At 70.8% G+C, this 23779-nt stretch carries 17 protein-coding genes; 2 read left to right on the top strand and 15 right to left on the bottom strand.

Going from position 1 to position 23779, the window contains the following annotated elements:
• Positions 1–115: 115 nt before the first annotated feature.
• The 6 genes from serA to ACZ43N_RS33835 form a co-directional block, all read right to left on the bottom strand.
• Complete coding sequence (gene serA / locus ACZ43N_RS33860; RefSeq protein ID WP_468102879.1) at positions 116–1705, bottom strand: phosphoglycerate dehydrogenase; 1590 nt, start codon at positions 1703–1705, stop codon at positions 116–118.
• 228 nt (positions 1706–1933) lie between these two features.
• Positions 1934–2935, bottom strand: a complete 1002-nt coding sequence (gene ilvC, locus ACZ43N_RS33855; RefSeq protein ID WP_468102878.1) for a ketol-acid reductoisomerase — start codon at positions 2933–2935, stop codon at positions 1934–1936.
• 164 nt (positions 2936–3099) lie between these two features.
• Positions 3100–3627, bottom strand: a complete 528-nt coding sequence (ilvN, locus tag ACZ43N_RS33850) for an acetolactate synthase small subunit (RefSeq protein WP_468102877.1) — start codon at positions 3625–3627, stop codon at positions 3100–3102.
• A gap of 25 nt (positions 3628–3652) precedes the next feature.
• Positions 3653–5500 carry an acetolactate synthase large subunit gene (locus ACZ43N_RS33845; protein WP_468102876.1) on the bottom strand — a complete coding sequence of 616 codons (1848 nt, stop codon included), beginning with the start codon at positions 5498–5500 and terminating at the stop codon, positions 3653–3655.
• Positions 5501–5746: 246 nt separating this feature from the next.
• Entirely contained in the window at positions 5747–8776 is a 3030-nt protein-coding gene (locus ACZ43N_RS33840; protein ID WP_468102875.1) for a putative bifunctional diguanylate cyclase/phosphodiesterase, read from the bottom strand.
• A 388-nt stretch (positions 8777–9164) separates the two neighbouring features.
• Entirely contained in the window at positions 9165–10166 is a 1002-nt protein-coding gene (locus ACZ43N_RS33835; RefSeq protein ID WP_468102874.1) for a 2-hydroxyacid dehydrogenase, read from the bottom strand.
• Between the two features lie 77 nt (positions 10167–10243).
• Here ACZ43N_RS33835 and ACZ43N_RS33830 point away from each other — a divergent pair, with 77 nt between their 5' ends.
• Positions 10244–11242 (top strand): aldo/keto reductase, encoded by a 999-nt coding sequence (locus ACZ43N_RS33830; protein WP_468102873.1) that lies wholly within the window; start codon positions 10244–10246, stop codon positions 11240–11242.
• A gap of 295 nt (positions 11243–11537) precedes the next feature.
• Positions 11538–12704 (top strand): PQQ-dependent sugar dehydrogenase, encoded by a 1167-nt coding sequence (locus ACZ43N_RS33825; protein WP_468102872.1) that lies wholly within the window; start codon positions 11538–11540, stop codon positions 12702–12704.
• 104 nt (positions 12705–12808) lie between these two features.
• Here ACZ43N_RS33825 and ACZ43N_RS33820 read toward each other — a convergent pair whose 3' ends face one another.
• The 9 genes from ACZ43N_RS33820 to gatC form a co-directional block, all read right to left on the bottom strand.
• The gene (locus ACZ43N_RS33820) at positions 12809–15907 is read right to left on the bottom strand and encodes a helix-turn-helix transcriptional regulator (protein WP_468102884.1); all 3099 of its coding nucleotides are present in this window, start codon (positions 15905–15907) and stop codon (positions 12809–12811) included.
• Between the two features lie 77 nt (positions 15908–15984).
• On the bottom strand, positions 15985–16203 hold the full coding sequence (locus ACZ43N_RS33815) for a hypothetical protein (protein WP_468102871.1): 219 nt from the start codon (positions 16201–16203) through the stop codon (positions 15985–15987).
• A 216-nt stretch (positions 16204–16419) separates the two neighbouring features.
• Complete coding sequence (locus tag ACZ43N_RS33810) at positions 16420–16989, bottom strand: hypothetical protein (protein ID WP_468102870.1); 570 nt, start codon at positions 16987–16989, stop codon at positions 16420–16422.
• A 35-nt stretch (positions 16990–17024) separates the two neighbouring features.
• The gene (locus ACZ43N_RS33805; RefSeq protein ID WP_468102869.1) at positions 17025–17600 is read right to left on the bottom strand and encodes a GNAT family N-acetyltransferase; all 576 of its coding nucleotides are present in this window, start codon (positions 17598–17600) and stop codon (positions 17025–17027) included.
• Positions 17578–19878 (bottom strand): MMPL family transporter, encoded by a 2301-nt coding sequence (locus ACZ43N_RS33800; protein ID WP_468102868.1) that lies wholly within the window; start codon positions 19876–19878, stop codon positions 17578–17580. Before ACZ43N_RS33800 ends, ACZ43N_RS33805 begins: the two co-directional genes overlap by 23 nt.
• A 282-nt stretch (positions 19879–20160) precedes the next feature.
• Entirely contained in the window at positions 20161–21675 is a 1515-nt protein-coding gene (gene gatB / locus ACZ43N_RS33795) for an Asp-tRNA(Asn)/Glu-tRNA(Gln) amidotransferase subunit GatB (RefSeq protein ID WP_468102867.1), read from the bottom strand.
• A gap of 15 nt (positions 21676–21690) precedes the next feature.
• Positions 21691–21930 (bottom strand): hypothetical protein, encoded by a 240-nt coding sequence (locus ACZ43N_RS33790; protein WP_468102866.1) that lies wholly within the window; start codon positions 21928–21930, stop codon positions 21691–21693.
• Positions 21927–23423 (bottom strand): Asp-tRNA(Asn)/Glu-tRNA(Gln) amidotransferase subunit GatA, encoded by a 1497-nt coding sequence (gene gatA, locus ACZ43N_RS33785; RefSeq protein WP_468102865.1) that lies wholly within the window; start codon positions 23421–23423, stop codon positions 21927–21929. Before gatA ends, ACZ43N_RS33790 begins: the two co-directional genes overlap by 4 nt.
• 7 nt (positions 23424–23430) lie before the next feature.
• Positions 23431–23727, bottom strand: a complete 297-nt coding sequence (gene gatC / locus ACZ43N_RS33780) for an Asp-tRNA(Asn)/Glu-tRNA(Gln) amidotransferase subunit GatC (RefSeq protein WP_018531282.1) — start codon at positions 23725–23727, stop codon at positions 23431–23433.
• Positions 23728–23779: the final 52 nt, after the last annotated feature.

Here is a 23779-nt window from a genome sequence, read left to right as displayed (position 1 = left end):
CCCCCCCCCCCCCCCCCCCCCCCCCCCCCCCCCCCCCCCCCCCCCCCCCCCCCCCCCCCCCCCCCCCCCCCCCCCCCCCCCCCCCCCCCCCCCACGGCCGCACACTGCGTGAGACTCAGGCGAGGTTCACCGAGCGCGCCGACGTCGCGCCGATCTCCTCGGCCACCTCGGCGAGCACACCCTGCGACACCGTGTCGTCGACGGTGAGCACCGCGAGGGCCTCGCCACCGGCGGCGGAACGGGCGACCTGCATACCGGCGATGTTGATGCCGTGCTCACCGAAGATCCGGCCGACGGTGCCGACGACACCGGGCCGGTCCACGTACCGCAGGACGACCATGTGGTCCGCGAGCGCGAGGTCCACGTCGTAGTCGCCGACGGCCACGATCTTCTGGTGGTGCTTCGGCCCGGCCAGCGTGCCGGACACCGAGACCTCCTCGCCGCTGCCGAGCGTGCCCCGCACGGTGACGACATTGCGGTGGTCCGGCGACTCCGAGCTGGTCGTCAGCCGTACCTCGACGCCCCGCTCCTGCGCGAACAGCGGCGCGTTCACGTACGACACCGTCTCGTCGACGACGTCCTCGAAGACGCCCTTCAGCGCGGAGAGCTCCAGCACCTTCACATCGTGCTGGGTGATCTCGCCGTACACCTCGACGTCGAGACGGACCGCGACCTCACCGGCCAGCGCGGTGAAGATACGGCCGAGGCGCTCGGCGAGCGGCAGACCCGGCTTGACGTCCTCGGCGATGACACCGCCCTGGACGTTCACCGCGTCCGGGACCAGCTCGCCGGCGAGGGCGAGCCGCACCGAGCGGGCGACGGCGATACCGGCCTTCTCCTGGGCCTCGTCGGTGGAGGCGCCGAGGTGCGGGGTGCAGACGACCTGGTCCAGCTCGAACAGCGGGGAGTCGGTGCACGGCTCCTTGGCGTACACGTCGAGGCCGGCGCCGGCGACGCGGCCCTCCTTGAGCGCCGAGTACAGCGCGGCCTCGTCCACGATCCCACCGCGCGCGGCGTTGACGATGCGCACCGACGGCTTGACCTTGTGCAGCGCCTCGGCGCCGATCAGGCCGACCGTCTCGGGGGTCTTCGGCAGGTGGACGGTGATGAAGTCGGAGACCTCGAGCAGCTCGTCCAGCGACAGGACCTTCACGCCCATCTGCGCGGCGCGCGCGGGCTGCACGTACGGGTCGTAGGCGACGACCTTCATGCCGAAGGCGGACATGCGCTGCGCGACGAGCGCGCCGATGCGGCCGAGGCCGACGACACCGAGGGTCTTCTCGGCGAGCTCCACGCCCGTGTACTTGCTGCGCTTCCACTCGCCGTTCTTCAGTGCCGTGTTCGCCTGCGGGATGTGGCGGGCGGTGGCGAGGAGGAGACCGCAGGCCAGCTCGGCGGCGGTCACGATGTTCGAGGTGGGGGCGTTGACGACCATCACGCCGGCCTTGGTGGCGGCGGAGACGTCCACGTTGTCCAGGCCGACACCGGCGCGCGCGACGACCTTCAGCTTCTTGGCGGCGGCGATCGCCTCGGCGTCGACCTTGGTGGCCGAGCGGATGAGGATGGCGTCGACGTCGGCGATGGCCGGGAGCAGTTCGGCTCGGTCCGCCCCGTTGGTGTGCCGGATCTCGAAGTCCGGGCCCAGCGCGTCGACGGTGGCGGGCGACAGCTCTTCAGCGATCAGTACGACTGGTTTCGAGCTCACGTGAGTCCTCACAAGTCCAATGCTGCGGACGGCCGTCCCGACGGCCGCAGGCGGTGGAGGGTGGTGTCCGCGTGGAAGACGCACGACGCTGTGGGCCTGACGCGTATGTAGTGCAGCAGTCTAGTGGCGCCGAGGGCGTCGTCCCACGCCACTGCGGAAAGGTCACCCGGACGTGAGAAGAGGCCGGCCACGGCTCCGGGTGAACCCGCCATGGCCGGCCTCATCGGATCAGGCCTCTTCGTCGTTGACCCAGCTCATCAGCTTCCGCAGCTCCTTGCCGGTGGTCTCCAGCAGGTGCTCCGAGTCCTGGGTCTTGTACTCGTTGTACTTCTTCAGACCACTGTGGTACTCGTCCATCCAGGCCTGGGCGAAGGTGCCGTCCTGGATCTCGGCGAGGACCTTCTTCATCTCGGCCTTGGTGGCGTCCGTGATGATCCGCGGGCCGGTGACGTAGTCGCCCCACTCGGCGGTCTCGGAGATCGACCAGCGCATCTTCTCCAGGCCGCCCTCGTACATGAGGTCGACGATCAGCTTCAGCTCGTGCAGGCACTCGAAGTACGCGATCTCCGGCTGGTAGCCGGCCTCGGTCAGCGTCTCGAAGCCCGCCTTGACCAGCGCCGCGGTGCCACCGCAGAGAACGGCCTGCTCGCCGAACAGGTCGGTCTCGGTCTCCTCGGTGAAGGTCGTCTTGATGACGCCGGCGCGGGTGCCGCCGATGCCCTTGGCGTACGACAGGGCGAGCGCGAAGGCGTTGCCGGTGGCGTCCTGCTCGACGGCGGCGATGCAGGGAACGCCGCGGCCCTCCTCGTACTGGCGGCGGACCAGGTGGCCCGGGCCCTTGGGGGCGACCATGCAGACGTCGACGCCGGCCGGGGGCTTGATGAAGCCGTAGCGGATGTTCAGGCCGTGCCCGAAGAACAGGGCGTCGCCGTCGTTCAGGTTGGGGGCGATGTGCTCCTCGTAGACCTGGGCCTGGATCGGGTCCGGGACGAGGATCATGATGACGTCGGCCTCGGCGGCGGCCTCCGACGGGCTCACCACGCGCAGGCCCTGCTCCTCGGCCTTCGCCTTGGACTTCGAGCCCTCGTGCAGACCCACGCGGACGTCGACACCCGAGTCACGCAGCGACAGGGCGTGGGCGTGGCCCTGGCTGCCGTAACCGATGACCGCGACCTTGCGGCCCTGGATGATGGACAGGTCGGCGTCAGCGTCGTAGAACAGCTCGGCCACTTTGGGTTCTCTCCTTGAGTGCAGGTGTTGCGTCCCACCGTATGACGGCGGAGGGAAAGGAAGTCTCGGGGTCTCGGCATACGGGCGGACGGCGTGTCACCGGCCGCCCGTGCCGTCGTTCAATCGTCCACCAGGCGTGCGGCGCCTGACGAGGCGTTCAACCGTCAGGCCGACCGGTCCAGTGCGCGCAGCGACCGGTCGGTGATCGAACGGGCGCCGCGGCCGATCGCGATCGTGCCGGACTGGACCAGCTCCTTGATGCCGAACGGCTCCAGCATCTTCAGCATGGCGGACAGCTTGTCGCCGGACCCGGTGGCCTCGATGGTCACGGCCTCCGGGGAGACGTCGACGGTCTTGGCGCGGAACAGCTGGACGATCTCGACGATCTGGGAGCGGGTCTCGTTGTCGGCGCGCACCTTCACCAGAACGAGTTCACGCTGCACGGCGGAGGCCGGCTCCAGCTCGACGATCTTCAGCACGTTGACGAGCTTGTTGAGCTGCTTGGTCACCTGCTCCAGGGGCAGGTCCTCGATCACGTTCACCACGATGGTGATGCGGGAGATCTCGGGGTGCTCGGTGACACCGACCGCGAGGGAGTCGATGTTGAAGCCGCGGCGGGAGAACAGGGCGGCGATCCTGGCCAGGATGCCGGGGGTGTTCTCCACCAGGACGGAGAGCGTGTGCTTGGACATGGTCTGCTTCCTTTACCTACGGCTCTCAGTCGTCTTCGTTGTCGCCGAAGTCGGGGCGGACGTCCCGGGCGGCCATGATCTCGTCGTTGGAGGTGCCGGCGGCGACCATCGGCCACACCATCGCGTCCTCGTGGACGATGAAGTCGATGACGACCGGGCGGTCGTTGATGGAGTTCGCCTCCTCGATGACCTTGTCGAGGTCGTCCGGGGACTCGCAGCGGATGGCGTAGCAGCCCATGGCCTCCGACAGCTTCACGAAGTCGGGGACGCGGGTGCCGCGGGCGTTCGGGTTGACGTCGTCCGGCCCCGAGTGCAGCACGGTGTTCGAGTAGCGCTGGTTGTAGAACAGCGTCTGCCACTGGCGGACCATGCCGAGGGCGCCGTTGTTGATGACCGCGACCTTGATCGGGATGCCGTTCAGGGCGCAGGTGGTGAGCTCCTGGTTGGTCATCTGGAAGCAGCCGTCGCCGTCGATCGCCCAGACGGTCTTGTCGGGAGCGCCGGCCTTGGCGCCCATGGCGGCCGGGACCGCGTACCCCATCGTTCCGGCGCCGCCGGAGTTCAGCCAGGTGGCCGGCTTCTCGTACTGGATGAAGTGGGCGGCCCACATCTGGTGCTGGCCGACACCCGCCGCGAAGATCGTGCCCTCGGGGGCGAGCCGGCCGATGCGCTCGATGACCTGCTGCGGGGAGAGCGAGCCGTCGGCGGGCTGGTCGTAGCCCAGCGGGTAGGTCTCGCGCCAACGGCTCAGGTCCTTCCACCAGGCGCTGTAGTCGCCCTGGTTGCCTTCGCTGTGCTCCCTCTGGACGGCCTGGATCAGATCGGCGATGACCTCGCGGGCGTCACCGACGATCGGCACGTCCGCGGCGCGGTTCTTGCCGATCTCGGCCGGGTCGATGTCCGCGTGGACGATCTTGGCGTACGGGGCGAAGCTGTCCAGCTTGCCGGTGACACGGTCGTCGAAGCGGGCACCGAGGGCGACGATCAGGTCGGCCTTCTGCAGACCGGTGACGGCGGCCACGGAGCCGTGCATCCCGGGCATGCCCAGGTGCTGCGGGTGGCTGTCGGGGAACGCGCCGAGCGCCATCAGGGTGGTGGTGACGGGCGCGCCGGTCAGCTCGGCGAGCACCTTCAGCTCGGCCGTCGCCCCGGCCTTGATGACACCGCCGCCGACATACAGGACCGGCCGCTTGGCGGCGGTGATCAGCTTGGCGGCCTCACGGATCTGCTTGGCGTGCGGCTTGGTCACCGGGCGGTAGCCGGGCAGGTCGGTGGTGGGCGGCCAACTGAAGGTCGTACGGGCCTGGAGGGCGTCCTTGGCGATGTCGACCAGGACCGGGCCGGGGCGGCCGGTGGAGGCGATGTGGAAGGCCTGCGCGATGGTGCGCGGGATGTCCTCCGCCTTGGTGACCAGGAAGTTGTGCTTGGTGATCGGCATGGTGATGCCGACGATGTCCGCCTCCTGGAAGGCGTCCGTGCCGATCGCCTTCGACGCGACCTGGCCGGTGATCGCGACCATCGGCACCGAGTCCATGTGGGCGTCGGCGATCGGGGTCACCAGGTTGGTGGCACCGGGGCCCGAGGTCGCCATGCAGACGCCGACCTTGCCGGTGGCCTGCGCGTAACCGGTCGCGGCGTGACCGGCGCCCTGCTCGTGGCGCACCAGCACGTGACGCACGCGGGTCGAGTCCATCAGCGGGTCGTACGCCGGGAGGATCGCGCCGCCGGGAATGCCGAATACCGTCTCGGCCCCGACCTCCTCGAGAGAGCGGATGAGGGACTGCGCGCCCGTGACGTGTTCGACGGGGGCGGACTGTCCTCCGGATCGGGGCCGCGGCTGCGGATGGTGGGCCCCGGTGGCCTGCTCGGTCATCGGCATTCTCTTCTCGATGCTGAGGGTTTTTTGCGAGGTTCGTGCGGTGTGCGGCTTGCGCTGACTGGTGCCCGTGCAACAAAAAACCCCTCCTTGCCATGAGGCAAGCGAGGGGAGCGCGCCGGGTACGGTCGCTGGGGATTCCGGATCATCCTCCGGTCGGTCCCAGCTTCAGCCGACGCGCTTTCCAAGTACGAGAATTCGGGTGCGCATGGCACTGACCCTCCCCCCGGCGCGCACCGTGTGTCAAGTGGGTGGGACAGGAGTCTCATTATGTGAGCGAAGGGCACTGCTGCCTCCGTAAACAGCGGGGACACCACTTGTGTACACCCCTGGCCCACCGCCCGCGAACGCGGGCTCGGCCGGCCCGGAGGGCACGGGGTAGTGGCCCATGGACAGTGCCCGGCGCAGCCGGTATTCGTCCAGCGGTCCGGAGAAAGCGGCACCCTGGCCGTGCGAACAGCCCATCGTGCGCAGGGCGACGACCTGCTCAGGCAGGTCGACCCCGTCGGCCACGCACTCCAGGCCCAGGTCGCCGGCGATACGCAGCAGCCCGCTGGTGATCTTGTTGAGCCAGGGGGACTCCACGACCCCCTCGACGAGACTGCGGTCCAGCTTCAGTACGTCGACGGGGAGGCGGAGCAGCGCCGTGATGGCGCCGTGGCCGCTGCCGAAGCCGTCCAGGGCGATCCGGACGCCGAGGCGCCGCAGCTGCTTCAGCCGGCGCTCCAGATCGTCCAGGGAGCCCTTCAGCTCCGTGTCGGACAGCTCGATCACCAGGGAGCCGGAGGGCAGTCCGTGGCGGGTGAGCAGCGTCTCGACGGAGCCGGGGGGCAGTGAGCGGTCCAGTAGCCGCCGGGCGCTCATCCGCACGGACACCGGCACGTTCAGGCCATGGTTGAGACGGTCGGCGGCCTGCTCGACGGCCTGCTCCAGCATCCAGAGGCCCAGTTCGGCGGTCTTGTCGCTGTCCTCGGAGACCCGCAGGAATTCGGCGGGGGTGAACAGCACCCCCTGGGACGAGCGCCAGCGGGCCGCGGTCGCCACCGATGTGATCCGGCCGGTCTCCAGCTCGACCACGGGCTGGTTCAGCAGCATGAACTCGCCCTCGTGGAGTGCGGCCCGCAGCCGGGTGGCCAGCTCGGCCTTGCGGACGACGTCCTGCTGCATCTGCGGCTGGTACAGCTCGACGCGGCCCTTGCCGGACGCCTTCGCGCGGTACATGGCGAGGTCGGCGTTGCGCAGCAGCTCGCCCGCGCCGAGGCCGGGCTCGGCGAAGGCGACGCCGATGGAGGCGGCCACCCGTACGTCGTTGCCGTCGATGGTGTAGGGCTGGGAGAGTGTGATCCTCAATCGGTCGGCCAGCTCGAAGATGTGCTGTTCCCGGGCGGCCCGGTCACGGGTGCCGTCCCCGACGATGAGGGCCGCGAACTCGTCGCCGCCCAGCCGGGAGGCGGTGTCTCCGTGGCGTACCGCTTCCTGGAGTCGGCGGGCGGCCTGCACGAGGAGTTCGTCCCCGGCCTGGTGCCCGATCGTGTCGTTCACGGCCTTGAAGCCGTCGAGGTCGATGAAGAGGACGGCCGTGTTGCGCAGGGCGACGCCCCGGTCGGTCGAGCGGCGGCCGGAAAGCGCCTGTTGGACGCGCTTGGTGAACAGTGCTCGGTTGGGCAGGTCGGTCAGGGGGTCGTGCTCGGCGTTGTGCTGGAGCTGGGCCTGGAGGCGCACCCTTTCGGTCACGTCCCGGCTGTTGAAGATGAGACCCCCGTGGTGGCGGTTGATCGTGGACTCCACGTTCAGCCAGCCGCCGTCGCCGGACTTGAAGCGGCATTCGATACGGGTGGTGGGCTCCTCCGCCGGGCTCGCGGCGAGGAAGCGGCGCACCTCGTGCACCACACAGCCGAGGTCCTCGGGATGGATGATCGAGGCCAGCTCCTTGCCGACGAGTTCCTCCGCGGGGCGCCCGTAGACGCCCACGGCGGCGGGGCTGACGTAGCGGAGGATGCCGGTGGGCGCGGCAATCATGATCACGTCACTGGAGCCCTGGACCAGGGAGCGGAAGTGGTTCTCCTTCTGGGCCAGTTCCTGGGTGAGCGTGATGTTGTCGAGCAGCATGATGCCCTGGCGGACCACTAGGGCGAGGACGACGGTGCAGGCGGTGATGAGCACCACGCGGTCGACGCTGCGACCGTTGAGGACGTTGTAGAGGATGCCCAGGGTGCAGACCGCGGCGGCCAGGTACGGGGTGAGGGCGGCCAGGGATCCCGCGATGGGGCGGGTGGCCGGATACCGACTGTGGCCTTCGTCCTGGAGGAGCGCATGGACCTGGCCGGCCTGGTGACCGTCGTGCCGCTGCGGGGCGTCGTGCCGCTGACCCGGGATGTGCTCGTGTATCACGCGCGTGTGCGTCCCGTCCTCGGCACGGCCGTGCCGCTGCCCGGCCCAGGGGGCGTAGGCGAGGAGCAGGGAGCCCGCGAACCAGCCGGCGTCGAGGAGCTGACCCGAGCGGTAGCTGTTGTGCAGCAGGGGCGAGGTGAACAGGGCGTCGCACACCACGGTGAGCGCGAGGGCGCCGATCGCGGTGTTCACCGCGGAACGGTGCATCGAGGAGCGGCGGAAGTGCAGTGCGAGCACCATGCTGACGAGCGCGATGTCGAGCAGCGGATAGGCCAGCGAGAGCGCGGTGTGCGCGGTGGTCGCGTCGCCGAGCTGGGCGGTCTGGGCGAGCGCGAGGCTCCACGAGAGCGTGACCAGGGAGCCGCCGATGAGCCAGGCGTCCAGCACGAGACAGACCCAGCCGGCCTTCGTCACGGGCCGCTTCGCCAGCACCAGCAGGCCGACGATGGCGGGCGGCGCGAAGCAGAGGAAGAACAGGTCGGCGTAGCTCGGGTTGGGGACGGGCCGCTCCAGGACGACCTCGTACCACCCCCAGACACAGTTGCCCAGCGCCGCCATGGCGGACGAGAGGGCGAACAGCAGCCAGGCCGCCCGAAAGCCGCCGCGGCGGCTGCGCGCATAGCGGAAGCAGGAGACGGCGGCTGTCGCCGCGGCGGCGGCGAGCCCGAAGTCACCCATGAAGAAGGCGACTTGCTCATCGCCCCAGCCGAGCGCGGCACCGACGGCGTAGGCCGCGCACAGCAGGGCGAGCACGAGCTGGGTCCGCAGGCCCGCTCCACGTCGGTCGGATGCCGGCTCACCGGGCAGGAGCGGGCCGGACAGCGACTTGGTCGAGCGGGGTGTGGGGCTCAGCGTGGAGACGGTGGACGGGCGGGGAGTCACTGGAGCTCCCCGTTGATCACCGTGCCCGTGTCCCGCCGGTCGCGGGGCGTGGGACGGGTGTGGCTTCTGCGGCTGTTCTTCCGGTGCCGACCGTGACCGCCGTGGTCGTCGTGGCTCCACCGCCGGTGCCTCGGCGTCACAGCGTGCCAGGGCCTCCGTCGGCGGGTCCGTCGCGTCGGATCGTTCGTCCATGGGCCGTGCATCGTCCGTCGCCCCCCTCGCTGTCTCAAGTCCGTCCCCGGCGCCGAACGGTGCACGGCGCAGCCCCTGTCGGGACGATACACCAGTATCGTCACTCAGGGACATAGTTCCTCTACGCTCCGTGACCACCTGCGCCAATGCGAGCACGGTCCGCTTCCGAAGGGTTGCGGAGGGTGCCCGAAATGGATTACGCGTCTGCCGTCGCGCCTGTCGTAAGGACCACGTTGCGCAGCGGCTCGTGGTTCACGAAGCGGGCCAACTGGTCCGCCAACAGCCTTTTCGCCCGGGGCAGAAAGGCCGAGCTGGGGCCGCCGACGTGCGGACTGATGAGGACGCCGGGCGCCTGCCACAGCGGGTGGCCGGGCGGCAGCGGCTCGGGGTCGGTGACATCGAGGGCCGCGGTGATGCGTCCGTTCTCCAGTTCCGGGAGAAGTGCCTTGGTGTCGACGACGGCTCCGCGGGCCACGTTCACCAGGAGGGCGCCATCTTTCATACGGGCCAGGAAATCGGCGTTGACCAGGCCTTTCGTCTGCTCGGTGAGCGGCGTGGAGAGGATCACGACATCCGCGTCGGGAAGGAGGGCGGGCAGATCGGTGAGCGGGTGCACCGGTCCGCGCTCCGAGGTGCGCTCGGAGCGCGCGACGCGCGCCACCCGCGCCACCTCGAACGGTGTGAGCCGGTCCTCGATGGCGGCGCCGATCGCGCCGTAGCCCACGATCAGGACGTTCCTGTCCGCGAGCGCGGGACGGAACCCTCCCTCCCAGCGTCCCTGCTGCTGGGCCCGCACGAAGTCGGGCACGCCGCGCAGCGAGGCGAGGGTGAGGGTCAGCGCGAGCTCCGCCGTGCTGGCCTCGTGCACACCGCGCGCGTTGCAGAGCTGAACGCCGGGCGGGACCACCGACAGCCGTGACAGGACGTCGTCGACGCCCGCCGTCAGTGTCTGGATGACCTTCACGTTCCGCATGGGCTCCAGCGGTCCGAGGCGCACCGACAGCCGCTTCATGTACGGCACCACGTACAGGACGCAGTGCGCCGGGTCGCCCGGGTATTCCTGGGTGCCGTCCCCACCACCGTCCCAGAACAGATAGCGGGGCCCGTGCGGGAGACCCTCGATCTCGTCAGGCGGGATGGGGAGCCACACGTCGCCGGTCACGTCGGGGGTGCCGGCGGTGGTGAGGTCAGCAGTCATGCTCCGGAGGCTATGTCAGGCGCCCGCGGCGGCAGAGGTTAGGTTGGGGGGGCCAGGAGAGGGAGGGTCACGACCAGGTGGAGCGCAGGACGATCGGCGCGGCGACGCTCGAGGTGGGGGCCGTCGGACTCGGATGCATGCCGATGAACTGGGCCTACACCGGGTCGCGGCGGCGGGGCGACGAGTCGATGCGGACGGTGCACCGGGCGCTCGACCTCGGTACGACGCTGCTGGACACGGCCGACATGTACGGCCCGTTCACCAACGAGCTGCTGGTGGGGCGGGTATTGAAGGAGCGCCGCGCGGAGGCGTTCGTCTCCACGAAGGTGGGCCTGCTGGTGGGCGAGCAGCACATCGTCGCCAACGGCCGCCCCGGCTATGTGAAGCGCGCGTGCGACGCCTCGCTGCGGCGGCTCCAGACGGACGTCATCGACCTCTACCAACTGCACCGCGAGGACCCCGAGGTCCCCGTCGAGGAGACGTGGGGTGCGATGGCGGAGCTCGTACAGGCCGGGAAGGTCCGGTCGTTGGGGCTGTGCGCGGTGGGCGCGCGGGCGGGCCGCCGGCCGGGGGCGGGCCTGTACGACGCGACGATCCGCCGGCTGCGGCGTGTCCAACAGGTGTTCCCCGTGAGCGCGGTCCAGGCCGAGCTGTCGGTCTGGTCGAGGGAGGCCCTGGCCGACCTCCTCCCCTGGTGCGCGGCCCGCGGTATCGGTTTCCTCGCCGCCATGCCCCTGGGCAACGGTTTCCTCAGCGGCACGCTCACCCCCGGCCAGGGCTTCGAACCCGACGACGTCCGCGCCCGTCACCCCCGCTTCACCGCCGAGATGATGGCCGCGAACCAGCCGATAGTGGCCGGCCTCCGCCGGGTGGCGGCCCGCCACGGGGACCAGGTCACCCCCGCCCAGGTGGCTCTCGCCTGGCTCCTGACCCTGGGCCCCCATGTCGTGCCCGTACCCGGTACGAAGCACGCACGCTGGGCCACGGAGAACGCCGGGGCCGCGGCCCTGAACCTGACCCGGGAGGACCTCACAGAGGTGGCCGCACTGCCTCCGGCCCAGGGATCGTGGGACTGAGGAAACGGAGAGAGCCGAGAGGGGAACCGCGGCTGAAGGACCGGAGGTCCCTTCAGGGGCGCGGGGAACCACCACGCACCGCACCCGCACCCGCACTCGCCACACGCACCCCCGACCCAAGAGCCGCCGCCGCGGGGTCGCAGGGGCGGCAGCTCCTCATGGAGGGGCGGGGAGGGGCGGCGGGGGCGAGGAAACCGGGCCGTCAGCCGAAAAAGCATCTTGATCGGCCGGAGGTGGAACCTGCGGGGCACTCGCGGTGTAAGACAAGTAGAAGCTCCGCGTCGAAGGGATCGTGATGGTGCAACGTCGAGCGGTGACGGCCACCTTGGCCGCGACCGTGCTCCTGCTGACGGCCGGCTGTTCCTCCGACGACGGAGAGCAGCCGACCACCCCCACCAGCTCCCCCACCACCTCCGCCCCCGCATCCACACCCTCCGGCGGCAAGGAGAAGGAGGCCGCACCCCCCGCCAAGGGCTCGGTCGAAGTGGTCCGCACCGTGGCCGAGAACCTCGACACCCCCTGGGGTCTGGCTCCCCTCCCCGAGGGCGGCCTCCTCGTGTCCTCCCGCGACCAGGGCACGATCAGCAGAATCGACACCGAGACAGGCGAGAAGACGGAACTCGGTGAGGTCCCCGGCGTGGCCGCGGCCGGCGAGGGCGGCCTCCTCGGCATCGCCGTCTCCCCTGACTACGCCTCCGACCACATGATCTACGCCTACTTCACCTCGGAGTCCGACAACCGCATCGTGCGCATGCTGTACGACCCCCAGAAGCCCGAGGGCGAGCAGCTGGGTGCCCCCGACACGATCCTGCGCGGCATCCCCAAGGGCACCAACCACAACGGCGGCCGTATCGCCTTCGGCCCCGACCAGATGCTGTACGCCAGCACGGGCGAGCGTTACGAGGGTCCCCTGGCCCAGGACAAGAAGTCCCTCGGCGGCAAGATCCTCCGGATGACCCCGGACGGCGAGCCCGCGCCGGGCAACCCCTTCGAGAACTCCCTGGTGTATTCCTACGGTCACCGCAACGTCCAGGGCCTCGCCTGGGACGGCAAGCAGCGCCTGTGGGCCTCGGAATTCGGCCAGAACACCTGGGACGAGCTGAACCAGATCCGCCCCGGTGGGAACTACGGCTGGCCGGAGGTGGAAGGCAAGGGCGGCGAGTCCGGATACATCGACCCGGTGGCCGTGTGGAGCGTCGACGACGCCTCCCCCAGCGGCATCGCGATAGCGGAGGGCTCCGTCTGGATGGCCGGACTGAAGGGCGAGCGCCTGTGGCGTATCCCCCTGCGGGGCACCAAGGCCTCGGCCGATCCCCAGCCCTTCCTGGAGGGCGACTACGGCCGCCTGCGCACCGTCGTCTCCGCCGGCGGCGACAAACTCTGGCTGACCACCAGCGAAACGGACGGCCGTGGCTCCCCGGAGGACGGCGACGACAAGATCCTGGAACTGAAGGTGAAGTAGCCGGACCACCGCCGCCGCCCCCCATCACCCCGGCACTCGCGTGGAGCACCGTCACTTCGCGTCAGCCCCCGACGCCGGACAGCCCCTCCCCGACCACCGTCACCTCACGCCCTCGCCGACGCCCCCGTCGGGAACAGCCCCAGTCGGTGGGCCAGGGCCGCTGCCTCACCGCGTCCTGCGACGCTGAGCTTGGCGAGGATGTTGGAGACGTGGACGCTGGCCGTCTTCGGGGAGATGAAGAGCTCCTCGGCTATCTGGCGGTTGGTGCGGCCGGCGGCGACCAGGCGGAGGACGTCGTGCTCGCGTCCGGTGAGACCGAGGGCGGCGACGGGGTCGGCCGCCGCGAGCGCGGGCTCGGAGACGCGGCTGAGAGGGAGGCGGGCACGCCGGGCGAGGAGGGCGACGCTCTCGGCGAGCGGGCGGGCGCCGAGATGACCGGCGACGGCGGCGGACAACCGCAGCAGTTCCGTCGCCCGGTGCCGGGCCTCGTCGTCGGCGCCGTCCGCCAGCAGGGCCTCGGCGAGGCGGTGCCGAACCCGGGCGAGGTCGTAGGGGCGTTCAAGAGGCTCGAAGGCGGTGACGACCTCGGACCAGGTGCCGGGGGTCATCAGGCCCCCGGCACGCTGGAGTTCAGCACGTACCCAGTGTTCGTGGGCGAGCCAGATCGGTGCGCCGGTGGTGAGTTTCCGGACCGCCGCGAGGATCCGGTCGAGGACCTCCTTGCGGCCCTGGTCGGCGGTGGGCAGCCCCCGGGCGTCGGCCTCCGCGACGGCGGCGGCGAGCAGCAGCGGCCACGCGTACCGCTGGGTGCCGACGGGGAAGCCGGTGTCGAGGACCCGCGCGAGTTCGGCGCGGGCGTCGGGAAGGCGGCCCTCGGCGGCGGCGATACCGATGGCGAGGAGGGACAGCGGCAGGTTGTTCTGCGGCATGGGTTTGTGGGTGCCGAAGTGGCCCTGTGCGGCGGAGTGTTGGCGTCGGGCCTCGGCGGTGTCGCCGCGGGCGAGGGCGATCGCGGCGACGGACAGGGCGCTGCCGCCGAGTCGCTTGGCGCTCGGACCGATGTCCCGTGACCTCTTCGCGGCGTCGAGTGCCTCGTCCCACTGGCCGAGGGAGAGGAGCGACTCGGCGAGGTTGCCCCAGACCCATGCCTCGGAGTCCGACAGGCCCATGCGCTGGGTGAGGTCGAGTCCCTGGCGCAGGATGCGGACGGCCTCGCGGGAGCGGCCGACGCTCTCCAGGCTGGAGGGCAGGTTGACATGGCTGCGGCCCACGACGGCGGCGGGGCCGCGTTCGAGGACCCGACTGCGTACCGCTTCCATCTCGGCGATGCCCGCGTCGATGTCGCCCGCGTCGACCATCAGACCGCCGAGGGTGAGGCGGGCGTTGAGTTCGATGTCCTCGGCGCCCACCATGCGGGCGTACTCGACGGCGCGCTGGGCGTCGCGGAGCGCGTCGGGGCCGGGGGCGTGGAGCATGGCCCAGCCGGCCACGCGGGAGAGCACCTCGGCGTGCATCTCCGACGGTGGCAGGCCGCGCATGAGGTCCTGGGCGGTGGCGAGTTCCTTCCAGCCGTCGCCCCGGGACAGGCCCTCGGTCAGCAGGGAGCGCTGCACCCAGAACCAGGCGGTGCGCAGCGGGTCTCCCCCGTCGGCCAGCAGGTCCAGGGCCCGCCGGGTGATCCGCATGGCCCGTTCCCGCTCGCCGCACAGCCGGCCCGCGACGGCCGCCTCGGCCATGAGGTCGAGGTAGCGCAGGGGCGTGGTGGCGGGGTCGCAGCCGCTGGGGGTGCCCCCACGCCCTTCAGGCAGTGGGGGAGGGTAGACCTCGGTGTAGTCGATGGGGCGCAGGGCGGAGCGTACGGCGTCGGGGGCGGCGTCCCACAGCTCCATCGCCCGCTCCAGGAGCCGCAGTTGCTCGGAGTGGGCGTGGCGGGAGCGGGCCTCGACGGCGGCGTCGAGGACGGCGGGCAGGGCCTTGGCGGCGTCATGGGCGCGGTACCAGTAGCTGGCCAGGCGGGTGGCGCGGCCGTCGGCCGGGACGAGGGTCGGGTCGGCCTCCAGGGCTTCGGCGAAGCGGCGGTTGAGGCGGGAGCGTTCGCCGGGGAGCAGATCGTCGCTGACGGCCTCGCGCACCAGGGAGTGGCGGAACCGGTAGCCGTCGCCGCCGGGCGCGGCGAGCAGGATGTTGGCGCCGACGGCCGCTCGCAGGGCTTCGATGAGGTCGTCCTCGGGGAGCCCGGCGACGGCCGCGAGCAGGTGGTACTCCACGGTGGAGCCGCCTTCGGCGACGAGGCGGGCGACGCGTTGGGCGTCCTCGGGGAGCCGTTCGACGCGGACGAGCAGCAGGTCCCGCAGGGAGTCGGTGAGGGCGGCGCAGCCGCCGTCGTGGGCGGCCACGGCGAGTTCCTCGACGAAGAAGGCGTTGCCGTCGGAGCGTTCGAAGATCTCGTCGGCCTGGGCCGGGTCGGGTTCTGCGGCGAGGATGCCGGTGAGCTGGTGGCCGACCTCGGCGCGGTTGAAGCGGCGCAGTTCGATGCGGCGGACCGTGCGGAGGCGGTCGAGTTCGGCGAGCAGGGGGCGCAGCGGATGGCGGCGGTGGATGTCGTCGGAGCGGTAGGTGGCGAGGACGACGAGGCGGCCGGTGCGCAGGGTGCGCAGCAGGTAGGCGAGGAGATGGCGGGTGGAGGCGTCGGCCCAGTGCAGGTCCTCCAGGACGAGGAGGACGGTACGGTCGGCGGCGAGGCGTTCCAGGAGGCGGGCGGTGAGCTCGAAGAGCCGGGCGGTGCCCTCCTCGTCGTGCCGGGTCGGTGGTGTCTCGCCCAACTCGGGCAGCAGTCGCGCCAGTTCGGGTTCCTGTCCGGCGGCCGCGGCGACCAGTTCGGCGGGGAGCAGACGGTGCAGGGCGCGCAGGGCGGTGGAGAAGGGCGCGTAGGGCAGTCCGTCGGCGCCGATCTCGACACAGCCGCCGAGCGCGACGACCGCTCCCTCGCGAGCGGCAGCCGTGGCGAACTCCTCCACCAGCCGGGTCTTGCCGACTCCGGCCTCCCCGCAGAGGAGCAGCGCCTGTGGTTCGCCCGCTGCCCCGCCGCCGGGCATCCGTGAGGTGCCGGCGGCGCGGGCGAGGGCGTCGCGCAGCACCTCCAACTCCTCGGCGCGGCCGACGAACACGGGACTGACGGACCTGGTCTCCACACCGGCGAGCATCGCATGCGGGTCCGGCGCTCCGGCACCGAATATCCGCACCTCGCGGGGCCCGGTGCCGGGCGTGCGGAGTTCCGGGCTCACGCGGTGCGCGGCAGCCGGAACCGGCGTGTGCGGCGGTGCCGGCCGTGGTCCTCGGTGTCCTGTTCCTCGGAGCCCGGACGGGACGCGGACCTCCGCGTCGTCCGGGAGTCGCCTGCGGCCTCGCGGCCGGCGCGGCGGGCGTCGCGTGCCAGGCGGTAGTGCTCCGCTTCGCGGATCAGTTCCTCGGTGCGGATCCGCTGCTCGTACTCGAACATGTCGTGCCCCTGGTGAGAGTGGGTCGGGTTCGCTTGCTGCGATGCCTCAACCTTCGTCTCCGAGGTGGGGCCGCCACATCGGGAGAGTTCCGCATCTTCGCCGGGCGCGGGGCCTTAGATCGGCGCCCTGAACGGGTGAGGGGCCTCAGGTTCGCCGTAAGGATCCTCACGACGGGCCTGAGGCCCCTCAGAAAGCGCCCTGTCCGGGCGGTTACGTCAGGTGTTCGGCAGGCCCAGCAGGATGTCCGAGTACTTGAGGACGGCGAGCACCAGCCCGATGAAGCCGACCGAGACACCGGCCCACGCGACCGACTTGATCCACGGGGCCTGCACCTGGTCGGGGTCGCCGAACGCGGGCCGCACCAGGACGGCGACGCCGACGAGCATCGCGACCAGGGCGAAGATCCCGGATACGAGGGCGTTCGCGTTCCACGAGTCGCCGTAGTACTGCTGGAGCATCGTGGCGACGTCGGCGTTCTGCGCGGTCTCCAACTGCCCGAACATCTGGTTGCGGGCCTGGGCCACGGTGCCGACCCAGCTGCCGGTCAGCGAGACGAGCCCGAGCACCACGGCGACGATGCCCGCGGCGCCCTGTCCGACGCCCGGTTGCGCCTTGGCGGCGGCCTGCGGGAGCCGCGCGTCGGCCTCAGCGGCCTCGTCGAGGGCGGTGTCCTGCTCCTCGGCCGGCGCGGCGGGGTCCTTGCTGGTCACGTCCACCGACTCCTCGTCGACCTTCGTCTCGGCGCCCGTCCCGGCTCCGGCCTCGTCCACTGTCTTGGTTCCCATACCTCGCACCGTACGGATGTTGTCTGAGAGGTCTCTTAATGATCCCTGTGCACGCCACGCGCTCGTGCCGCACGCCATTCGGGCGCCAGGACGGACCATATCTCCAGATCGTGCCGGACCCCCCGGTGGGGATAGCGCTCACGCTGCACCCCGTCCCGCGACATCCCGAGCCGCCGGGCCACGTTCAGGCTCGGTTCGTTCCCGGAGGCCGCGATCCACTCCACGCGGTGGATGCCGCGGACCTCGACCGCCCAGTCGATGAGGACGTGCATCGCGCGGGTGACCAGCCCGCGCCCCGTGCCCGCCGGTTCGAGCCAGCAGCCCACCTCGCAGTTGGCGTTCTCGGCGTCGAAGTTGAGGAAGAGGACCCCGCCGACCAGCTTGCCGTCGAGCCAGATGCCGTGCAGGGAGCCGGTGTCGGCGGCGCGCATGTCGGCGTACCGCTGGAGGACTGCACGCGCGGAGGGGATGTCCGTGGCGGTCGAGCCGAAGGGGATGTACTGGTTGATGAACTCCCGCCCCCGCTCCAGGTGCGCGAGGAACTCCTCGGCGTGCCAGGGGTCCAGGGGCCGCAGTTCGGCTCCGTCGTCACCCAGGGATATCGCGTACATCCTGCTGTCGCTCCTTCGCCCGTCCGTCCGTCGCGTCGGCGGCCCGTGGCCCCGGTATCCGTCCGACGTCCCCCGCCAGTACGTCCGCCGCCTCGGCGTCCGTCGCGGTGGCCAGCCTCTCATGGGCGGCGCGGGATTCGGGCGGCTCGATGCTGATGCGGGGCATGCGCCGGTCGAGCCAGCGGGGCAGCCACCAGTTGGCGCCGCCGAGCAGGTGCATCAGGGCGGGGACGAGGAGCGTACGCAGGACGAAGGCGTCGAGGGCGACGGCGGCGGCGAGCGCGATGCCGAACATGGCGATCACGCGGTCGCCGCTGAGCACGAAGGCGAGGAAGACGGAGATCATGATGACCGCCGCGGAGTTGATCACCCGGCTGGTCTCGGCGAGGCCGACGCGGACCGCGCGCCGGTTGTCGCCGGTCTCCAGCCATTCCTCGTACATCCGGCTGACCAGGAAGACCTGGTAGTCCATGGAGAGCCCGAAGAGGACCGAGACCATGATCACCGGGAGGAAGGGCTCGATCGGGCCCGCCCGGCCGAGGCCGAGCAGATCGCTCCCCCAGCCCCACTGGAAGATCGCGACGACCACGCCGAACGCGGCGGCGACGGCGGCCACGTTCATCGCGGCGGCCTTGAGCGGGATTCCGAGGGACCGGAAGGCGAGCAGGAGCAGCAGACACCCGAGGCCGATGACGACGCCCACGAACAGCGGCAGTTTGCCGACGATGACGTCCGCGAAGTCGTCGTACCCGGCGGTCATGCCGCCGACATGCAGGTCGAGCGAGGTACCGGTCTCGGCCCGCGGCAGCACCTCGTCCCGCAGCCGTTCGACCAGGTCGCTGGTCTTCGCGGACTGCGGGGAGGAGTCGGGGACGACGGTGAGGTACGCGGTGTCGCCGCCTGCGCCGTAGGTCACCGGCGTGACCGCGAAGACGCCCTCGGTGGTGCGGAGCGTGGTGTCGAGGTTGTCGAGCGCGAGTCTGTCGGCGGCGCCGTCGACCTCGGTGACCAGGGTGAGCGGGCCGTTCACTCCGGGGCCGAAGCCGTCGGCGAGGAGGTCGTAGGCCTGGCGGGTGGTCGTCGTCTTCGGGTCGTTGCCCTGGTCGGAGGTGCCCAGGCGCAGGCCGAGGGTGGGCAGGGCGAGCAGGGTCATGACCACGAGGGCGATCGCGCCGAGCTTCTTGGGGTGCCGCTCGACGAACGCGGACCAGCGGGCGGCGAAGCCGGTGGGCAGCTCGGGCTCGGGGCCGTGCTCCGCCAGGCGGCGGCGTTCGCGGCGGCTGAGCGCCCGCATGCCGATGAACGACAGCAGCGCGGGCAGCAGCGTCACGGAGGCGGCGACGGTGAGGACCACGGTCAGCGAGGCGGCTATCGCGACGCCGTTGAGGAAGCCCAGCCGCAGGATCAGCATGCCCAGCAGGGCTATGCACACGGTGGCACCCGCGAACACCACGGCCCGCCCGGTGGTGGCGACCGCGTTCCGTGCCGCCTCCTCGACGGGCAGTCCGCGTTTCAGACCGCGTCGGTGCCGGGTGACGATGAACAGCGCGTAGTCGATGCCGACGCCGAGGCCGATGAGAGTGCCCAGCATGGGCGCGAAGTCGGCGACGGTCATCAGGTGCCCGAGCAGGGTGATGCCCGCGTAGGCGGTGCCGACGCTGACCAGGGCCGTCGCGATCGGCAGGAGACTGGCGGCGAGCGAGCCGAAGGCGAGGAAGAGGACCACGGCGGCGACGAGCACGCCGACGATCTCGGCGAGGTGCCCCCCGGAGGTCTCGGTCAGCCCGATCGCCTCACCGCCCAGCGCCACCTGGAGCCCGTGGCCCTCGGCGGCCTTCGCGGTGTCGACGACGGCCTCGGCCTGCGCCTTGTCCACGTCACCGGCGGGTTTGTCGAAGGTCACGCTCGCGTAGGCCGTGTGCCCGTCCCGGCTGATCCGGTCGGCGCCGGCGCCGTCGTACGGGTCGGCGACGGAGGCGACACCCGGCAGGCCGGCGATCTCGTCGAGGGTCCGGGTCATCGTCTGTTCGACGGCGGCGGCCCGTACGGAGCCGTCGTCGGTGTGCCAGACGACGGTGGCGTTGTCGCCGCTGAAACCGGGGAAGCCCTCGCTCAGGAGTTCGGCGGCACGGCTGGACTCGGTCCCGGGGGTCTTGTAGTCGTTCGAGTACGCGGCTCCCGCTGCCACGGCGCCGGCGGCCGTGCCGGCGAAGGCGAGAAGCCACAGAAGGACGGCGACGAGACGGTGCCGGACGCACCAGCGTGCTAGGGCTGCCACGGATCGTGCTCCTGGGGGGTGATTTTGGGATCTTTGATCGTGTTCAGCCGCTGATCGAACGGAACGACACGCAAAGAACGCATGAGCAATCCCTGGAAACTCTTGCACCTGAAACTGATCATTTGGGGCCTTTGAGGGTCTCCTCACATGAGATGCGAGGCACCTCACAGGACAGATGACGGCACTCTGTCGCCCTGCGTCACGGCCGTACACACGCCTGAGGGCGGTGCGTCGCTCTCACGCACCGCCCTCAGCGCTCGCTCGGTCTCGCCCCGCGCTCGCTCAGCCCTCGCTGACGCCCAGCTTCTCCAGGATCAGCTCCTTGACGCGGGCCGCGTCCGCCTGACCGCGTGTGGCCTTCATGACAGCGCCGACCAGGGCACCGGCCGCGGCCACCTTGCCGCCGCGGATCTTGTCCGCGATGGCCGGGTTGCCGGCGATGGCCTCCTCCACCGCGGTGGTCAGGGCGCCCTCGTCGGAGACGACCTTCAGACCGCGCTTGTCGACGACCTCGTCCGGGGTGCCTTCGCCCGCGAGGACGCCCTCGATGACCTGACGCGCCAGCTTGTCGTTCAGGTCACCCTTCGCGACCAGCTCGGTGACCCGGGCGACCTGCGCCGGCGTGATCGCCAGCTCGTCGAGTGCCTTGCCCGACTCGTTGGCGCTGCGGGCCAGCTCGCCCATCCACCACTTGCGCGCGGAGGCGGCGTCCGCCCCGGCCTCGATGGTGGCGACGATCGGCTCCAGCGCACCGGCGTTGAGGATGGCCTGCATGTCGGTGCCGCTGACGGCCCACTCCTCGCGGAGCCGGTTGCGGCGGACCAGCGGCAGCTCGGGCAGCGCGGACCGGATCTCCTCGACCCACTCGCGCGAGGGCGCCACCGGCACCAGGTCGGGCTCCGGGAAGTACCGGTAGTCCTCGGCCTCCTCCTTCACGCGGCCGGAGGTCGTGGACCCCGTGTCCTCGTGGAAGTGCCGGGTCTCCTGGATGATCGTCCCGCCACTGCTCAGGACGGCCGCGTGCCGCTGGATCTCGAAGCGGGCCGCGCGCTCCACGGACCGCAGCGAGTTCACGTTCTTCGTCTCCGAGCGGGTGCCGAACTTCTCGGTGCCGTGCGGGCGCAGCGACAGGTTCACGTCGCAGCGCATCTGGCCCATCTCCATACGGGCCTCCGAGACGCCGAGCGCCTTGATGACCTCGCGCAGCTCACGGACGTACGCCTTGGCGACCTCCGGCGCGCGCTCCCCGGCACCGACGATCGGCTTGGTGACGATCTCGATGAGCGGGATGCCGGCGCGGTTGTAGTCGAGGAGCGAGTGCGAGGCGCCGTGGATACGGCCCGTCGCGCCACCGACGTGGGTCGACTTGCCGGTGTCCTCCTCCATGTGCGCGCGCTCGATCTCCACGCGGAAGACCTCGCCGTCCTCCAGCTGCACGTCGAGGTAGCCGTTGAAGGCGATCGGCTCGTCGTACTGGGAGGTCTGGAAGTTCTTCGGCATGTCCGGATAGAAGTAGTTCTTCCGGGCGAAGCGGCACCACTCGGCGATCTCGCAGTTCAGCGCGAGACCGATCTTGATGGCGGACTCCACGCCGGTCGCGTTGACGACGGGGAGCGCACCGGGCAGGCCGAGGCAGACGGGGCAGGTCTGCGTGTTGGCGTCCTGACCGAGTTCGGTCGAGCAGCCGCAGAACATCTTCGTCTTGGTGCCGAGTTCGACATGGACCTCGAGGCCCATGACGGGGTCGTACGACGCGAGTGCGTCCTCGTACGACACCAGGTCGGTCGTGGTGGTCACGGTGAAACTTCCCTCTCAGCCCAGCAGGACGTCGTCGTCGCCCAGCCGCTTCAGCTCGCGGTAGAGGATGGCGAGGCCGGTGACGATGGCTACGGCGGACACGGTGGCGTCGATCAGGACCAGGGTGTCCTTCTCGGCACGGGCGGTCTTGAGCCGCTTGGCGACACCGATCGCGCCGAACGCCGTCGCGGCCATGGACAGATACGTGCCGGACCTGGACTTCTTGAAGCCCTTGGCCTTGGTCAGTGCACTCACAGCGACGGAGCCTCCTCGAGCAGCGGGTGCCCCCACCTTTCCACGAAGGCGGCCTCGACAGCGGCGCCGACCTTGTAGAGACGGTCGTCCTTCAGGGCCGGGGCGATGATCTGGAGTCCGACCGGCAGCCCGTCCTCCGGCGCGAGACCGCAGGGCAGGGACATCGCGGCGTTGCCCGCGAGGTTGGTCGGGATGGTGCACAGGTCGGCGAGGTACATCGCCATCGGGTCGTCGGCGCGCTCACCGATCGGGAAGGCGGTGGTCGGCGTCGTCGGGGAGACGATGACATCCACCTTCTCGAACGACTTCTCGAAGTCGCGGGTGATGAGCGTACGGACCTTCTGGGCGCTGCCGTAGTACGCGTCGTAGTAGCCGGAGCTGAGCGCGTACGTGCCGAGCATGATGCGGCGCTTCACCTCGGGGCCGAAGCCCGCCTCACGGGTGAGGGAGGTGACCTCCTCCGCGGAGTGCGAGCCGTCGTCGCCGGTACGGAGGCCGTAGCGGAGCCCGTCGAAGCGGGCGAGGTTCGAGGAGCACTCGCTCGGCGCGATCAGGTAGTACGCGGCCAGCGCCAGGTCGAACGACGGGCAGTCCAGCTCGACGATCTCGGCGCCCAGCTCCCGAAGCAACTCGACGGACTCGTCGAACCGCTGGACCACACCGGCCTGGTAGCCCTCGCCGCGGAACTGCTTGACGACTCCCACGCGCATCCCGGCGACCGAGCCGTTGCGGGCGGCCTCGACGACCGGCGGGACCGGCGCGTCGATGGAGGTGGAGTCCATCGGGTCGTGACCGGCGATGACCTCGTGGAGGAGCGCCGCGTCCAGGACCGTACGGGCGCAGGGCCCGCCCTGGTCGAGGGAGGACGAGAAGGCGACCATGCCGTACCGGGAGACGGCCCCGTACGTCGGCTTCACACCGACCGTGCCGGTGACGGCGGCCGGCTGGCGGATGGAGCCGCCGGTGTCGGTGCCGATGGCGAGGGGCGCCTGGAAGGAGGCGAGGGAGGCGGAGGAACCGCCGCCGGAGCCGCCGGGGATCCGGGTGAGGTCCCAGGGGTTGCCGGTCGGGCCGTACGCGCTGTTCTCGGTGCTGGACCCCATGGCGAACTCGTCCATGTTGGTCTTGCCGAGGATGACGACGTCCGCGTCCTTCAGCCTCTTGGTGAGCGTGGCGTCGTAGGGCGGGATCCACCCTTCGAGGATCTTCGAGCCCACGGTGGTCGGAACGCCGACCGTGGTGAAGATGTCCTTGAGCGCGAGCGGCACACCGGCGAGCGGGCCGAGCTTCTCGCCCCGCTCCCGCTTCTCGTCCACGGCACGGGCCTGGGCGAGGGCGCCCTCGCGGTCGACGTGGAGGAAGGCGTGCACCTTCTCGTCGACGGCCTCGATCCGGGCGAGGTGGGCCTCGGTGACCGCCACGGCGGTGAGTTCGCCGGATGCGATCTTCGCGGCGATCTGAGCCGCGGTGAGCTTGATGATGGCGTCGGTCATGACGTGATCAGTCCTCCCCCAGGATCTGCGGCACCTTGAAACGCTGCTGCTCCTGGGCCGGGGCGCCGGACAGCGCCTGCTCGGGGGTGAGCGACGGACGGACCTCGTCCGCGCGCATGACGTTGGTCAGCGGCAGCGGGTGCGAGGTCGGCGGGACGTCTTGGTCGGCGACCTCGCTGACGCGGGCGACCGCGCCGATGATGTCGTCCAGCTGGCCTGCGAAGTGGTCGAGCTCTTCGGGCTTCAGCTCCAGACGCGCCAGCCGGGCGAGGTGGGCGACCTCCTCGCGCGTGATGCCAGGCATGCAGCGATCCTCTGGGGTGAGTGCGATGTGGTTTGGCGCCAATCCTATGGGG

This window comes from Streptomyces sp. NPDC030814 (assembly GCF_055572155.1).
Note: the sequence above shows the minus strand (reverse complement) of the source record. Positions and strands in the feature narration are given on the sequence as shown.